At 33.9% G+C, this 15,054-nt stretch carries 12 protein-coding genes; 10 read left to right on the forward strand and 2 right to left on the reverse strand.

Translation table 11 applies throughout. The features are described from left to right. The first annotated feature begins 208 nt into the window (after nt 1–208). The 7 genes from topA to AC2TDS_RS15730 all read left to right on the forward strand — a co-directional run bounded on the left by topA (nt 209) and on the right by AC2TDS_RS15730 (nt 9,691). Nucleotides 209–2,683, forward strand: coding sequence for a type I DNA topoisomerase (gene topA / locus AC2TDS_RS15700; protein WP_484736526.1), 2,475 nt, complete (start codon nt 209–211; stop codon nt 2,681–2,683). Nucleotides 2,684–2,746: 63 nt separating this feature from the next. Continuing rightward, nucleotides 2,747–3,904: a formimidoylglutamase gene (locus tag AC2TDS_RS15705; RefSeq protein WP_484736527.1), complete on the forward strand. Its 1,158-nt coding sequence runs from the start codon at nt 2,747–2,749 to the stop codon at nt 3,902–3,904. 100 nt (nt 3,905–4,004) lie between these two features. After that, nucleotides 4,005–5,375: a T9SS ring complex lipoprotein PorK/GldK gene (porK, locus tag AC2TDS_RS15710; RefSeq protein WP_484736528.1), complete on the forward strand. Its 1,371-nt coding sequence runs from the start codon at nt 4,005–4,007 to the stop codon at nt 5,373–5,375. A 66-nt stretch (nt 5,376–5,441) separates the two neighbouring features. After that, nucleotides 5,442–6,089, forward strand: a complete 648-nt coding sequence (gene porL / locus AC2TDS_RS15715) for a type IX secretion system motor protein PorL/GldL (RefSeq protein WP_484736529.1) — start codon at nt 5,442–5,444, stop codon at nt 6,087–6,089. Between the two features lie 44 nt (nt 6,090–6,133). Further along, nucleotides 6,134–7,678: a type IX secretion system motor protein PorM/GldM gene (gene porM / locus AC2TDS_RS15720; RefSeq protein WP_484736530.1), complete on the forward strand. Its 1,545-nt coding sequence runs from the start codon at nt 6,134–6,136 to the stop codon at nt 7,676–7,678. A gap of 18 nt (nt 7,679–7,696) precedes the next feature. After that, nucleotides 7,697–8,557: a type IX secretion system ring subunit PorN/GldN gene (porN, locus tag AC2TDS_RS15725; protein ID WP_484736531.1), complete on the forward strand. Its 861-nt coding sequence runs from the start codon at nt 7,697–7,699 to the stop codon at nt 8,555–8,557. Between the two features lie 87 nt (nt 8,558–8,644). Then, nucleotides 8,645–9,691, forward strand: a complete 1,047-nt coding sequence (locus AC2TDS_RS15730) for an NAD(P)/FAD-dependent oxidoreductase (protein ID WP_484736532.1) — start codon at nt 8,645–8,647, stop codon at nt 9,689–9,691. A 20-nt stretch (nt 9,692–9,711) separates the two neighbouring features. Here the strand turns inward: AC2TDS_RS15730 and AC2TDS_RS15735 are convergent, their stop codons facing one another. Beyond that, the gene (locus tag AC2TDS_RS15735) at nt 9,712–10,086 is read right to left on the reverse strand and encodes a DUF983 domain-containing protein (RefSeq protein ID WP_484736533.1); all 375 of its coding nucleotides are present in this window, start codon (nt 10,084–10,086) and stop codon (nt 9,712–9,714) included. Nucleotides 10,087–10,241: 155 nt separating this feature from the next. Between AC2TDS_RS15735 and AC2TDS_RS15740 the strand changes: the two genes are divergently transcribed. Genes AC2TDS_RS15740 through AC2TDS_RS15750 form a run of 3 tightly spaced genes read left to right on the forward strand, consistent with a single transcriptional unit; the run spans nt 10,242 to nt 13,868 of the window. After that, nucleotides 10,242–12,128, forward strand: a complete 1,887-nt coding sequence (locus AC2TDS_RS15740; protein ID WP_484736534.1) for an ABC-F family ATP-binding cassette domain-containing protein — start codon at nt 10,242–10,244, stop codon at nt 12,126–12,128. A 5-nt stretch (nt 12,129–12,133) separates the two neighbouring features. Next, nucleotides 12,134–13,075, forward strand: a complete 942-nt coding sequence (locus tag AC2TDS_RS15745) for a 1-aminocyclopropane-1-carboxylate deaminase/D-cysteine desulfhydrase (RefSeq protein ID WP_484736535.1) — start codon at nt 12,134–12,136, stop codon at nt 13,073–13,075. Between the two features lie 7 nt (nt 13,076–13,082). Beyond that, nucleotides 13,083–13,868, forward strand: coding sequence for a glucosaminidase domain-containing protein (locus AC2TDS_RS15750; protein ID WP_484736536.1), 786 nt, complete (start codon nt 13,083–13,085; stop codon nt 13,866–13,868). Nucleotides 13,869–13,920: 52 nt separating this feature from the next. On the opposite strand, the gene AC2TDS_RS15755 is transcribed toward AC2TDS_RS15750, so the two are convergent. Further along, a complete protein-coding gene (locus AC2TDS_RS15755) occupies nt 13,921–15,048 on the reverse strand; it encodes a VWA domain-containing protein (protein WP_484736537.1) in 1,128 nt (375 codons plus the stop codon). Between the last annotated feature and the right edge of the window lie 6 nt (nt 15,049–15,054).

Raw genomic sequence — 15,054 nt, forward strand, 5'->3', positions numbered from 1 at the left:
ATCCTTATATCGTGATAAAAAAATAGATTGCAAAGATACAACCAAAAACTATAAAATATGACAAGATGACAGAATAAATTATGCAAAGAAAGTCTTAAAAAAAAGTAAAATTAATGAAACCAAGGCCTAATAAAAAAAAAGTGGCTACTTTTGCAAACTGAAAAAGCTACATTCATTTAGGGTGTAGTTGAGATTAAGAGTAAGAAATATGGCAAAGAATTTAGTAATAGTTGAGTCACCTGCAAAGGCAAAAACCATCGAAAAGTTTTTAGGAAAAGATTTTCAAGTAGAGTCTAGTTTTGGACATATAGCTGATTTACCATCGAAAGAATTAGGAGTGGATGTTGAAGGTGATTTTAAACCTAAGTATATTGTTTCTACCGATAAAAAGGCAATCGTAAAGAAATTAAAAGATTTAGCGAAGAAGGCTGAAACGGTTTGGTTAGCATCCGATGAAGACCGAGAGGGAGAAGCTATTGCTTGGCATCTATCAGAACAGCTAAAACTTAAGGAAGATAATACCAAACGTATTGTTTTTCATGAAATAACAAAGAAGGCGATATTAAGAGCTGTTGATAATCCAAGAGATATTAATTACAATCTTGTCAATGCACAACAAGCTCGAAGAATACTTGATAGATTAGTAGGGTATGAACTGTCTCCAGTTTTATGGAGGAAAGTAAAAGGAGGCTTGTCTGCAGGAAGAGTGCAATCGGTAGCAGTAAGGCTGATTGTAGAAAGAGAAAGGGAAATAGAAAACTTCACCCCCGTTCCTTCTTACAGGGTTGATGCAGAATTTTTAAATGAAGGAGGAAAGAAGTTTAAAGCCAAGTTAGGGAAGAATTTTCCAACTAAAAAAGAGGCAGAGGAGTTTTTAAATTCGTGTATTGGAGCAATTTTTTCGGTAGCAGATTTACAAAAGAAACCAGCGAAAAAATCGCCAACAGCACCTTTTACGACATCTACACTGCAACAGGAAGCTTCTAGGAAACTTGGCTTTCCAGTTGCTAAAACTATGATGATGGCTCAACGTTTGTATGAAGCGGGGTTGATAACCTATATGAGAACAGATAGCGTTAACTTGTCAGAAGATGCTAAAAACGCGGCAAAAGAAGAGGTTGTCAATTATTACGGTGCTGAATACAGTAAACCACGTAACTACTCAACTAAATCGAAAGGAGCGCAGGAAGCTCATGAGGCAATTCGTCCTACAGATATGACTCGTCATGAGGTGTCAGTAGATTATGATCAAGACCGTCTTTATAGTTTAATATGGAAGCGTACCATCGCTTCTCAGATGAGTGATGCAGAGCTAGAAAGAACTGTGGTGAAAGTAGAAAATGACCAAAACCAAAAGGTGTTTGTAGCCAATGGAGAGGTTATTACTTTTGAAGGTTTTCTAAAGGTATACTTAGAAGGTACCGATAATGAAGAAGAAGAGCAAGCAGGTATGCTGCCTATGATGCAGAAAAATGAAGTTTTGGAGAGTGAGTATATCACAGCAACAGAAAGATATACACGACCAGCGGCAAGATTTACAGAAGCTGCTTTGGTGAAGCGCTTAGAAGAACTGGGCATCGGACGTCCGTCCACATACGCCCCTACAATTTCTACGATTCAAAAAAGAGAATATGTAGAAAAAGGTTCTGTAGAAGGTAAAGATAGAACGTACATAAAACTAAGTTTACAATCTGGAACCGTTTCTGAAAAAGAACTGACAGAAAAAATTGGTTCGGATAAAGGTAAATTAGTACCAACGGATATAGGGAATATTGTAAATGATTTCTTAGTGAAAAACTTTGAAACAATTTTAGATTATGGATTTACAGCTAAAGTAGAGAATGAGTTCGATGAAATAGCTTCTGGTAAAGAAGATTGGACCGCTATGATTAAAGATTTCTATAAAGATTTTCATATCAATGTTGAAGATGTAGCAGCGAATGCTGATCGAGCAAGTGGTCAGCGTTTATTAGGTGTAGATCCAGAAAGCGGTAAGAACGTATATGTGCGTTTGGGTCGTTTCGGAGCAATGGTACAAATAGGAGAAGCTACAGATGAAGAGAAACCAAAGTTTGCTAGCCTTCAAGGAGAACAAACGATGAGTTCTATTACGTACGAAGAAGCAATGGATTTGTTTAAGCTACCTAAAACATTAGGAGCCTATGAAGATAAAGAAGTGGTCGTTGCAAATGGACGTTTTGGTCCCTATATCAAATTTGATGGAAAGTACGTTTCACTAGATAAAGGAGAAAACCCGATGTCTGTTGATATGGAAAGAGCTATTGAGTTAATAGAAGTTAAACGAAAAGCGGATGCTCCAATTGGTGAATATGAAGGAATGCCTATTCAAAAAGGAGTGGGACGATTTGGACCATTTATCAAATGGAATTCTATTTTTATAAACGTAAATAAGAAATACGATTTCGACAATCTTTCGCAAGCAGATCTTGAAGAATTAATTGAAGATAAAAAGCGAAAAGAAAGAGAAAAGTTAATCCATGATTTTCAAGAAGTAGGAATTCGTGTTGAAAAAGCTCGTTGGGGTCGATTTAATGTTATTAAAGGGAAGATCAAAGTTGAGCTTCCAAAAACAACTGAAATTGAAAAGCTTACACAAGAGGAGGCTGTTAAAATAATAGCAGCGAAAACACCTAAGAAACGTGTTGTGAAAAAAAAGAAATAAAGTAATTTTAGTAAAAGATAGTTTTTTTAGTATATTGCAATACCTTTTAATCCCCTTAAATAAATGAATATCGAATTCTTCTCACCGGTAAATAATTCGGTAGTTGCGTACATATCGTCGCAGCCATCAACGGTGTTAGGTAAAAATATTAGTCTTCATACAGAAAAAGAAGGTTTTCCGGATCTATCAAAAGTTAGAATAGCAATTGTTGGAGTAGCTGATGGAAGAGGAGCGGATCAATATGACTGCTCAGAAGGATTGTATCATATAAGGAAGGAATTATACCAGTTGTATTCAGGTAAGTGGAGTGCAAAAATAGCTGATTTAGGAAATATAGAACAAGGAAACACCGTTGAAGACACCTATTTTGCGGTGTCTGAAGCTATAAGTACTTTGTTAAAACTAAATATTATTCCTGTTATTATTGGTGGAAGTCAGGATATAACATACGCTAACTACAGAGCTTACGATTCGTTAGAACAAACCGTTAATCTGACCTCCATTGACAGTAGATTTGATCTTGGAATTTCGGAAGAAAACATACCCTCTAGAACTTTTTTAAGTAAAGTCATAATGGATCGTCCAAACAATCTGTTTAATTACAGTAATATTGGATACCAAACCTATTTCAATGCTCAAGAAGAAATAGATTTATTAGATAAGCTGTATTTTGATGCTTACCGATTAGGAGAAGTAAAAGATATATCGCTAGTAGAGCCTATATTGAGAGATTCTGATATTGTGAGTTTTGATATCGGAAGTATAAGGCAAAGTGAGGCTCCAGGAAATAACAACGCCTCACCTAACGGTTTTTATGGAGACGATGCCTGTGCGATTTCTAGGTATGCAGGTATAAGTGACAAAGTAACTTCTTTTGGGGTCTATGAATATTGTAGTACCTTAGATATCAATAACCAAACGGCTAAATTAATAGCCCAAATTATATGGTACTTTATGGAAGGGGTTAATTATAGAGCGGATGATTACCCATATGCAACGAAAGAAAGTTATGAAAAATATACAGTAGTATTAGAAGATGATGATCCGATGAACTTTTATAAAAGTGATAAAAGTGGGCGTTGGTGGATGGAAATAAATTTAATATCGAATAATAAACACAAAAGACATGCGTTAATACCATGTAGCTATCGAGATTATGAGCAAGCATTAAATCGTAAAATCCCTAAAAGATGGTTTAAGGCATTGCAAAAGCTTGCGTAGTAGAAGGTTATCTATTAAATGAGATTTTTTGTAATTCGTAATTGTTTTTTAATAAAAAAAATAATAGGTTTACGCCTCTTTTTATAAGAAAGAATAAAGTATGAAGAAATTAGCAGTATTTGCATTATTAGTGTCTATCGTTTACGCTTGTGGTTCTAGTGGTGATAGAGGAGAGTTAACAGGAGTAAAGTCGAAAAGAAAATGGTTCGCAGAAAAGCCCTATGGAATGGCTAAGATACCCGGTGGTTCTTTTACTATGGGTAAGCAAGATGAAGACCCATTAGGAGCAATGAATGCCCCTACTAAGACAGTGACGGTACAGCCTTTTTATATGGATGAATCCGAAATTACCAATAGTGAATATAAACAGTTTGTACACTGGGTTAGAGATTCAGTTACTCGAACAAAATTAGCATATCAAGCAGAGCTAACATCGTCACCGGATGATGAGGCAGGTGGCAAGGCAGATGGTATTCAGTTGTATGCGTTTGCATCAAAAGATACAGTGAATGAGTCACCTTATGAAAAATATATGCGTGAGAATTATTATGAATTAGGGGAAGGCATGGATTCTTTGAAACCATTAAATTGGGAAGAGGAAATTATGTGGGAACCAAATGAATATCCAGATACAGATTATGTAGAAGTGATGGATTCTCTTTATATAAAGAAAGATGAAGCACTCAATGGAATAAGAACTTTTAATACGAAGTTGTTGAATTACAGGTATTACTGGTTTGACAATGAAAAAGCGGCAAGATCTGGTAAGAATAGAAAAGACTTTATGAAAAATGAAGTAATCAATATTTATCCGGATACTACCGTTTGGATAAAGGATTTTAATTATTCGTATAATGATCCAATGCATCAAGAATATTTTGCACACAAAGCATATGAAAATTACCCAGTAGTTGGGCTTAATTGGAATCAAGCGAAGGCATTTTGTCACTGGAGAACACAAAATAAAAATAGCTACCAACGCTCAAAGAAGAAACTAGGTTTAGTTCCAGCATTTAGATTACCAACTGAGGCAGAATGGGAATACGCAGCACGTGGAGGCTTGAATTATGCTAAATACCCTTGGGGTGGTCCAAATACAACTAGTGATAGAGGATGTTTTTTAGCAAACTTTAAACCCGTTCGTGGTGATTATGCAGCTGATGGAGCGCTTTATACTATAGAAGCTGTTTCGTACAACCCAAATGAATATGGTTTATACAATATGGCAGGAAACGTTGCTGAATGGACAAATACGGCGTACAATCAAATGTCATATTACATGGGATCAACTATGAATCCTAATGTAGAAAATAGAGAAAATAGAAAAAAGATAATCAGAGGTGGTTCATGGAAAGATGTAGCATATTTCTTAGAAGTTAGTTCAAGAGATTGGGAATATGCAGACACCGCACGTAGCTATATTGGATTTAGAACGGTACAAGATTATTTAGGAACTAACAAAAGTCAATAAAATTAGAACCCGAAATCAATAATTATATTAAATAATAAGATTAACTTCCCTTAAAAAGTAAAAATTATGGCACAATCAAAATCAACAAAAAAATTATTTAACATGGCCTATGGTCTAGGTGCGGCTATTGTAATCGTAGGAGCTTTATTTAAAATCATGCATTTTAAGTTCGGTTTTTTAACTGGTGGTCTAATGTTGACTATAGGTATGGCAGTAGAAGCATTAGTATTTGCGTTATCCGCATTTGAACCAGTAGAGGATGACTTGGATTGGACCAAAGTGTATCCTGAACTATCAGGCGGCCCTTCTTTAGGTGTGAAAGAGGATGGTACACCTGAAGATGCACAGAGCATGTTATCACAAAAACTAGATGATATCCTAAGAGAAGCTAGGTTAGATGCTGATTTAATCTCTAGTTTAGGAGATAGCATTAAAAATTTCCAAGGAGCTGCAGAAGGTTTATCATCTACAACGGCTACGATTTCTTCAACAAATCAATACAATGAGCAAATGTCAATGGCAGCTGCAAAATTGGAAACCTTAAATACTGCGTATGCTTCTCAAGTAGAGAATGCAAGCAAGCAAGCTGATTTGAACACTACATTGGTGGAAAACTCTCAGCGTTTACAAGAACAAATGGATTCATTAACTACAAATTTATCTTCATTAAATGGAGTGTATGGTGGTATGTTATCTGCAATGTCTAACAAATAATTAGATTTATAATACTAATTATTAATTAAAATATAATAAGTCACATGGCAGGAGGAAAATTATCACCAAGACAGAAGATGATTAACCTTATGTATCTTGTATTTTTAGCAATGCTAGCAATGCAGATGGATAAGAAAGTATTATCGTCTTTTGGTTTCATGAAAGAAAAAATTGAAGAATCTAATAGTATAGCTTCATCAAATAATGCAAATTCTCTTCAGGGGTTAGCAACTAAGGCTAGCGAACAGCCTGAGAAGTTTGGAGAGTTGAATGAAAAGGCTAAACAAGTCAATGAAATATCAAATAGCTTTTTTGACTATTTAGAGTCGTTAAAAGAAAAAATGTCTGTAGATATAAAAGAAGAGGACAAAACGAATTACGAATCACAGAAAAGCCCTGATAAGGTTGATGAGTTGTTCTTTAGTGCTGATAAGTTTACAGAAGAAGGAGATACGTTTATTTCTGGAATTAATAAGTATAATGAGCAAGTAAAGAATATATTAGGAGCTAAGGCCTCAGAGGAAATTTTGAGGAATATTGATAAAAGGTTCAATACAAATCCTGATACATCTGCAGAAGGTCAAGCGATCCCTTGGTTAAAGAGTAGGTATGAAGGAATGCCTTTGATTACATCTATTGCTAATATTAGTCAAATTCAGGGAGATATTAGAACTACTGAAGCTGAAATATATTCGGCATTAGTGGGTGGGCAGATGGAAACGGAGGTTTCAATGAGTAATTATAATGGTATTGTAGCATTGGATAAAAATGCTTTTTATCCAGGAGAAAAGGTTACCGGATCTGTTGTTTTAGGACGATATGATGCTACTTTGAAGCCTACAAGAGTCGAATTTAATGGAAATAAGAATTATAAGAAATTCAAGGACGGAAGAGTAATTGTTGATATGCCAGCAGGTTCTGTTGGTGATAAAAAGATCAAAGGAACAATTTACTTTACTGAGAAAGGTGAGGAAATACCAGTGCCTTTTGAGAGTACCTACGCGGTAATACCAAAACCGAACGAAGCGGTTATTTCTGCTGATAAAATGAATGTGGTATATCGAGGTTTAGAAAACCCCTTAACGATTTCCATTCCTGGAATACCTGGTAATAAGGTAGTGGCGAGTGCCCCTGGTTTAAAAAGAACTACAGGTAATAGTTATATTATTAGACCAGGCGCTGGTAATGAAGTAACTATTAGAGTAAATGGAAAGTTACCTGACGGAAAGCCTGTAAGTTCGAATAGAAAGTTTAGAATTAAAGATATACCGCATGCTGTAGGTATGGTAAGAAATCAATATGGAACGGTAAAAATGCCTAAATCGAGTGTGGCTAAGATTTCAGTAGCCGCAGGATTACCTGATTTTTTATTCGATTTAAAATTGAACGTGTCTAGCTTTAAAATAAAGGTACCGGGTCAGATAACAGTACCCGTTACTGGTTCACGTTTGAATGCAAGAGCAAAAAAGTCTTTACAGAAAGCGAGAAGAAATGATGTAATATCTATTTTTGATATTAAAGCATCTGTTTCAGGATCTAATTATAAGATCAAGAGAGTGTTACCTGTAAATATTGAAGTTACAAATTAATAAGTAAAACAGAAGAGTATGAATTGGAAGCGTTTTTATTTGGTTGTATTAACACTTGTAGTTACAAGTTATACAAGTGCCCAAGCAAACCTTTTAAATGCTAAAAAGGTAGGCGAAATTGGAGTTAAGTCAGAGGCTCAAATTGCCTCTGAAGATAATAAACCGTTGCCTTATGGTCATATTACAGACAGAGATGTCCTTTGGTCAAAGGTAGTTTGGGAATATATCGATTTGAACCAAAAAATTAATTTACCTTATTATTACCCGATTGATACTGTAAGTGCTGGTAATAACAGACGATCTCTTTTTGATACCTTACTCAAAGGAATTAGTAGTGGAGAGATTACTGAAGTATATGATGATTCTTATTTTACGTCAAAAATAGGAATGCAAGAAATAAAGCAAGCCACTGAAAACAGAAAAGATGATGGTTATGGAAATATTGATGTGTATACCATTAAATCTGAGTTAGTGAAAGGTTACATGATTAAAGGAATTTGGTATTTTGATAAGCGACAGGGTGAATTAAAATATCGTTTATTAGGTATTGCCCCTATGGGACCAGATGTTCAGGTTTTAGGGACAGACATAGATGATAAGGATAATGTGTATCCAATTTTTTGGGTCTTCTTTCCTGATGCAAGAGCAATCTTACATAAGTCGAAAGTGTTCAATCCTCTAAATTCGACACAACCTATATCGTACGATAACTTATTAAATGCTCGCAGGTTTAATTCTACCATTGAAAGAGAAGAAAACCTTTATGGAGATAGGAAAATTAATGATTATGTTCGTGGTAATTCATTGTTCCAACTATTAGAAGCTAATAGAATTAAAGAAGGAATACGTGATAGAGAAATGGATATGTGGAATTATTAATAATATATAACATACAAATAAAAAAGCGTTTGCATTAGCAAACGCTTTTTTTGTTTCTAACAGATACTTTCTTACTACCTTTGCCTTATGATTAAAGAGGTTGATTATATCATTGTTGGTATGGGCTTAGCTGGTTTAGCTTTTGCGGAAATATTAGTAAAGAATCAGAAGAGTTTTATGGTTTATGAAGACAGGTCTCAAACCTCCTCCATTGTTGCCGGTGGTGTTTATAACCCCGTCATTCTTAAAAGATTTACACCGGCTTGGAATGGTCATCAACAGATAGAATATGCATTACCATGTTATGAAGAAATAGCAAATAAGTTACAAGTTTGTATCGATACCAAGTTTCAAACCAAAAAAGTATTTAACTCGGTAAAGGATCAAAATAATTGGTTTGTCGGCTTAGATAAGCCTTTTTTGTCGAACTATATGGAACCAGCTATTGTACATGAGAAAATCGATGGAATTATCGGTGATTATGGTTTTGGAGTATTGAACGGAACCGGTAGAATAGAGACAGAGAAACTTATAACGGCCTATAAAAAACACCTTAGGAGAAAGGAAAGTATTAACGAAGAAAGTTTTGAATACGATACACTTATTATTCAAGAAAATGAACTTAGGTATAAAAATATAAAAGCAGATAAAATTATTTTTTGTGAAGGTTTTGGAATCAAGAAAAACCCGTTTTTTAACTATTTACCATTAAATGGTACCAAAGGAGAAACCTTAACTATACATGCTCCCAATCTAAATATTAATTTCTTATTAAAATCGGCGGTATTTGTAATGCCATTAGGAGAGCATAATTATAGAGTAGGAGCAACGTTCAGCCATACTGATAAAACCTCTTTACCAACGAAAGAAGGTCGTTTAGAACTCATTGAAAAGCTTAATAAAGTCATTTCTGTTCCATATACCATCACCAATCAATCGGCTGGAATTCGACCTACTGTTACAGACAGAAGACCCTTGGTTGGTAAGCACCCTAAATACAATAGTTTAGCCGTGTTGAATGGATTAGGAACGCGTGGTGTTATGATAGCACCAACGGTAGCCAAAGAATTATTCGATCACCTAGAAAACAATAGTATACTCGATAAAGAAATTGATATCGCTAGGTTTACGTAATTTTTCCGCTTTTTAAACCCTTATTCTTTTTTGTTATACGAAACAAAAATATTGATCCAAATAATACGAGATAAACGTAAACTAAATGGAGTTAACAACAAAGAAACGACAATAACTGTAATAAAACTCTGTAAAATAGAAAACTCTAAAAATAGTTTAGAGATAATAAAAACACTTACAAATAGAGCGACGGCTATACCGTAATTAACATACATGGCGCCAAAATAGAAAGAAGGTTCCATCATATATTTTAAATTACATTTAGGACAATTGTCGTAGAGTTTGGTGATTTTTTTAGGGTTTAATGAAACCCTGTACTTAAAGAATTCACCTTCATGGCAACGAGGGCATTTATTTTTAAAAATACTGTATAACTTATAACCTTTTCCAAACATATCTTAGACCTTTTAAGCTTAAATAACTATTTCGTTTTTGTAAGTTTGTACAAAAGTTGAACAAAACAAAGAATTAACTTGTAACAACTGTTACAAATTTACAGTAATTAGTTAATATATATATGCTGAACGTACATAATTTAACAGTTTCTTTTATGGGAACTGATTTATTTTCCGGAATTACTTTTAAGTTAAATAAAGGAGATAGAATTGGGTTGATAGGAAAAAATGGAGCAGGGAAATCTACCCTATTAAAAATACTATCAAAAGATATTGAGAGTAGTGGCGGTACAATGGCCTTTGATAAAGATGTCCGTATGGGTTTTTTACGTCAGGATATTGATTTTGTTCATGGACGAACCATTTTAGAAGAAGCTTATCAGGCATTTACGGAGATCAAAGAAATTGAACTAGAACTTGACGAGATTAATAATCAGTTGGCAGAAAGAACAGATTATGAAAGTGAAGGCTACAATCAATTAATTATTGATCTGAATGATAAAACTGAAAGGTATGAACTTTTAGGAGGGTATAATTACCAAGGAAATACAGAAAAAATATTACAAGGCCTAGGTTTTCAACGTGAAGATTTTGATAAACTTACCGATACTTTTTCTGGTGGTTGGCGTATGCGAATTGAATTGGCAAAGCTGTTATTACAAAATAATGATATTCTGTTACTAGATGAGCCAACGAACCATTTAGATATAGAATCTATTATTTGGTTAGAAAGTTTCTTGCGAAATTATTCAGGTGCTATTGTTTTGGTGTCACACGATAAAATGTTTTTAGACAATGTGACCAATAGAACGATTGAAATTTCTTTAGGTCAAATTTACGATTATAAGAAACCTTATTCACAGTTTTTAGAGCTACGAGCTGAAATAAAAGAGAAGCAATTACAAGCACAAAAAAATCAAGAAAAGGAAATAGAAAATACCCAAAAACTAATAGAGAAATTTAGGGCAAAAGCGAGCAAAGCTTCCATGGCGCAATCACTTATTAAAAAGTTAGATAAAGTGGAGCGAATTGAAGTAGATCAAGACGATAAAGCAACTATGAATATTCGTTTTGAAATATCAAAAGAACCGGGTAAAATTATCGTAGAAGCTGAAGGTTTAGCTAAAAATTACGGAGATAAAGAAGTGCTACAGAATGTTAATTTACTTATCGATCGTAATAGTAAAATAGCTTTTGTAGGGCAGAATGGCCAAGGAAAATCTACACTCGCAAAAATGATTGTGGGAGAAATTCCATATGAAGGCAATCTAAAATTAGGACACAATGTTGAAGTAGGCTATTTTGCTCAGAATCAATCAGAATACCTTCCTCCAGAAAAAACGGTCTTAGAAATAATGGAAGAGGCGGCGAATGATGGTAACAGAAACAAGGTGAGAGATATGCTAGGGTCATTTTTGTTCGGAGGTGAAGCGGTAGATAAAAAAGCGAAAGTATTATCAGGAGGAGAACGAAATCGTTTGGCTTTATGTAAGTTACTATTGAGCCCGTTTAACGTATTGATCTTAGATGAGCCAACGAATCACTTAGATATAGCATCAAAAAATGTTTTAAAACAAGCGTTACAGAATTTTAATGGAACCTTGATTATTGTATCTCATGATCGTGATTTCCTCCAGGGCTTAACAACGACAGTTTATGGCTTTAAAGATCGAGAAATTAAAGAGTATTTAGGTGATATTGATTATTTCTTAGAACAGCACCAAATTGATAATTTGCGTGAAGCAGAAAAGAGAACTGTTGTAAAAGGAACTAAAGATGGATCAAAAAAAGAAGCTTATAAATTATCAAAAGAAGAAGAAAAGGAGATAAAAAAATTAAAGAATAAATTGAGTAGAATTGAAACTCAAATAGCTGACTTGGAGTTAGAGATTGAAAAAATAGATCTGGCGTTAGCTCAAAATTATGACGAAGTCTCATCGCAACCCAATTTCTTTGAAACCTACAAAGCTAAAAAGGCGAAAGTAGACCAATTGATGGAAGATTGGGAAATAGTAGAAGATAAAATAGCTAATTTTAAGTAAATAGTATGTTTAAGGTGAATGTTACTTCTAACAATGAACAAGTTGATTTTTCTTTGCTAAAAGAAAAGAAGATCCAACTGTTTATAAAAAGAGAAGATAAAATTCATCCTTTTGTATCCGGAAATAAATTCAGAAAATTAAAATATAATATTCTAGAAGCAAAAAGACTTGATAAAGACGTTTTGCTAACTTTTGGAGGGGCATTTTCAAATCATATTGCGGCAACTGCTTCCGCAGGTATGATTGCAGGCATAAAAACTATTGGAATAATTAGAGGAGATGAGTTAGCGATTAATTTTGGCGAAGTCATACAAACAAATCCAACCTTAAAACACGCCCACGAGTGCGGTATGCAGTTTAAGTTTATTTCTAGGGAACTGTATCGAAGTAAAAATGAAAAATCTTTTTTAAATAGCCTAAAAGATGAATTTGGTGATTTCTATTTGGTTCCAGAAGGAGGAACGAACGACTTGGCAATCAAAGGATGTGAAGAAATATTGATTCCTGAAGATAAAAAATTCGATTATATTTGTTGCTCAGTAGGTACAGGAGGCACCATATCTGGATTGATAAATACAGCGTATAAACATCAAAAAGTAATCGGGTTTCCCGCGTTGAAAGGAAATTTCTTACATGAAGAGATCGCTAATTTATCAAAGAGAGATGATAATTGGGAATTACAATTAGATTATCATTTTGGTGGATATGCAAAGTTTAATGATGAATTGATTCGATCTATGAATCATTTTAAAGACGAAACAAACATTCTTTTAGACCCAATATACACAGGGAAAATGGTATATGGAGTTATAGATATGATTGCTAAAGATAAATTCCCCATGAATACCAAGATATTGATCATACATACTGGTGGATTGCAGGGAATTGATGGAGTAAATGAAAAATTAAAAAGGAAAAAGCTAACACTAATAAATAAAGACGTTTAGTAAAGAAATGAATGTAAGAGCAAGTATTATTGTTATTGTGGGTTTTCTTTTGATCACAAGTTGTGGTTCAAATAAGAGGGTTGTAAGTTCACATAAAGAGGTGGTAACCATTGAAAATAAAGAAACGAAGCCTCACATACCACAGTTAGAACAAATTACAAAACCCAAAAAGATTACCACGAATAATACGGTAGCGTATATAGAAAAATTTGCTCCTATTGCGGTAAAAAAAATGCATGAATATAATATTCCTGCGAGTATAACTCTTGCCCAAGGAGTATTAGAGTCGGGTAGTGGAAGAAGTGACTTAGCAATACGTTCAAATAACCATTTTGGGATAAAATGCCACCGAGGATGGAAAGGGAAGAGTGTAACACATGATGACGATGAGAAAGGAGAATGCTTTAGAAAATATGAATACCCTGAAACTTCTTATGAAGATCATTCAAAATTTTTGATATCTCGTAAACGTTATGCTAGCTTATTTAGATTAAAGCATACAGATTACAAAGGATGGGCATATGGGTTAAAAAGAGCGGGGTATGCTACTGATCGAAAATATCCTCAAAAGTTAATAGCAATTATTAAAAAATATAATCTTACCAGATACGACCGTATGAGATTACGAAATAGAAACAATGTGGTAAAATCTGGAAGAAGCTATTACAAAGTTAAAAAAGGTGATACCTTGTATTCAATTGCAAAAAGATTTAATATGAGTGTGAAGCAGTTAAAAGTGGCGAATGGGCTTAAAAGTAATGCCATAATGATTGGCCAGCAGTTACTTCTATAAGTAGAAAAGCAAAGTGTGCACTTCGCTTTTCTAAAAAAACATATTATAGATATTACCAAGAGTAGTTTTTCTTTGTAGCCTGTTTTTTTATGGCATGTAGTATTGCGTTTTCTAAATCGTTACTTTTTGTTTTAGTGTGTTTAGTTTTGACAATGTATTTCTTTCTTCTTTCCGTTAATTCTTGAATTTGTCTTTGAATTTTATCACGTTCAATAAGTTGTTTTTTGACGTAAATTTTAATTTCTGAATCCGATTTGTTTTGTAAAACCTTTGGTAATTGTTTCTTTTGTAGTTTTTTATAGGAGATTTTTCTTTTTTTAGAGGCATCCACTAAATCCCAAGTAGCGTTATCATATAATTTTGAACTTTTGGTGATCGCCCTTTTTACAGCCACAACTTCATCTAGTGCTTCAGCATTAGCATCTTGAAGTGCCTGCTTTTTATATTTAGAAGCCCCTTGATTACCGTAATATAAATAGGTTTTATTTAGTTTTTTGTTTAAGATGATAATATCATTATCATAAGGCGTTACGATGTGTACCATATTTTTAGTATGATTGATGGTCATATAATCTCCACCGCCAAAATGAGCTCCATCTCGCCAACTTCCTGAAACTCCTTGATTATAGTTTCCACAAAATATAGTATTTACAGTAATACCTTTTTCTTTTGCATTCGTAATAGCATCTTTAAAATAAAGACTGCCTTGTGTAAAGGGTTCATTGCCTGCAATAAATATCATTTTTAAATCACGCTTGTTAGTGCCCCATTTCAATTGATTTACAGAGCTTTGAATGACTTTACCACAATATTCACTACCTCCATTAGTCGTTAAAGAAAAAAGATCTTCTGAAATTTCATCTAAGTCGCTTGTGAATTTAGATACTTGCTTTATATACCCGCTTTCAGCAGACAATCGATCATTTCCATATTCATAAAGGGCAATTTTTAAACTTGGTGTTTTTCCGTTACATTTCGCATACGATAGTTCATTAATGATTTCCCATAATTGTGCTTTGGCTTGGTTGATGAGTCCGTCCATGCTGCTACTTGTATCCAGTAGCAATGCAACTTTTATGGTTTGTTTGTTAGATGTTTTTATGGGATTCTTAGCCGTAATACACATATTACTTGTTAAAAAGAAAAGCATAATGGCCGTTTGTAATACACAAGTTCTCATATTTTT

It is taken from the genome of Tenacibaculum profundicola, from assembly GCF_057220795.1.

Excerpts from the sequence above, each read along its gene's own strand:
- AC2TDS_RS15740 (WP_484736534.1), top strand. The coding sequence starts at position 10,242 with ATGGGAACTGATTTATTTTCCGGAATTACTTTTAAGTTAAATAAAGGA.
- topA (WP_484736526.1), top strand. The coding sequence starts at position 209 with ATGGCAAAGAATTTAGTAATAGTTGAGTCACCTGCAAAGGCAAAAACC.
- AC2TDS_RS15730 (WP_484736532.1), top strand. The coding sequence starts at position 8,645 with ATGATTAAAGAGGTTGATTATATCATTGTTGGTATGGGCTTAGCTGGT.
- AC2TDS_RS15735 (WP_484736533.1), bottom strand. The coding sequence starts at position 10,086 with ATGTTTGGAAAAGGTTATAAGTTATACAGTATTTTTAAAAATAAATGC.
- porK (WP_484736528.1), top strand. The coding sequence starts at position 4,005 with ATGAAGAAATTAGCAGTATTTGCATTATTAGTGTCTATCGTTTACGCT.
- AC2TDS_RS15705 (WP_484736527.1), top strand. The coding sequence starts at position 2,747 with ATGAATATCGAATTCTTCTCACCGGTAAATAATTCGGTAGTTGCGTAC.
- AC2TDS_RS15750 (WP_484736536.1), top strand. The coding sequence starts at position 13,083 with ATGAATGTAAGAGCAAGTATTATTGTTATTGTGGGTTTTCTTTTGATC.
- AC2TDS_RS15745 (WP_484736535.1), top strand. The coding sequence starts at position 12,134 with ATGTTTAAGGTGAATGTTACTTCTAACAATGAACAAGTTGATTTTTCT.
- AC2TDS_RS15755 (WP_484736537.1), bottom strand. The coding sequence starts at position 15,048 with ATGAGAACTTGTGTATTACAAACGGCCATTATGCTTTTCTTTTTAACA.
- porL (WP_484736529.1), top strand. The coding sequence starts at position 5,442 with ATGGCACAATCAAAATCAACAAAAAAATTATTTAACATGGCCTATGGT.
- porN (WP_484736531.1), top strand. The coding sequence starts at position 7,697 with ATGAATTGGAAGCGTTTTTATTTGGTTGTATTAACACTTGTAGTTACA.
- porM (WP_484736530.1), top strand. The coding sequence starts at position 6,134 with ATGGCAGGAGGAAAATTATCACCAAGACAGAAGATGATTAACCTTATG.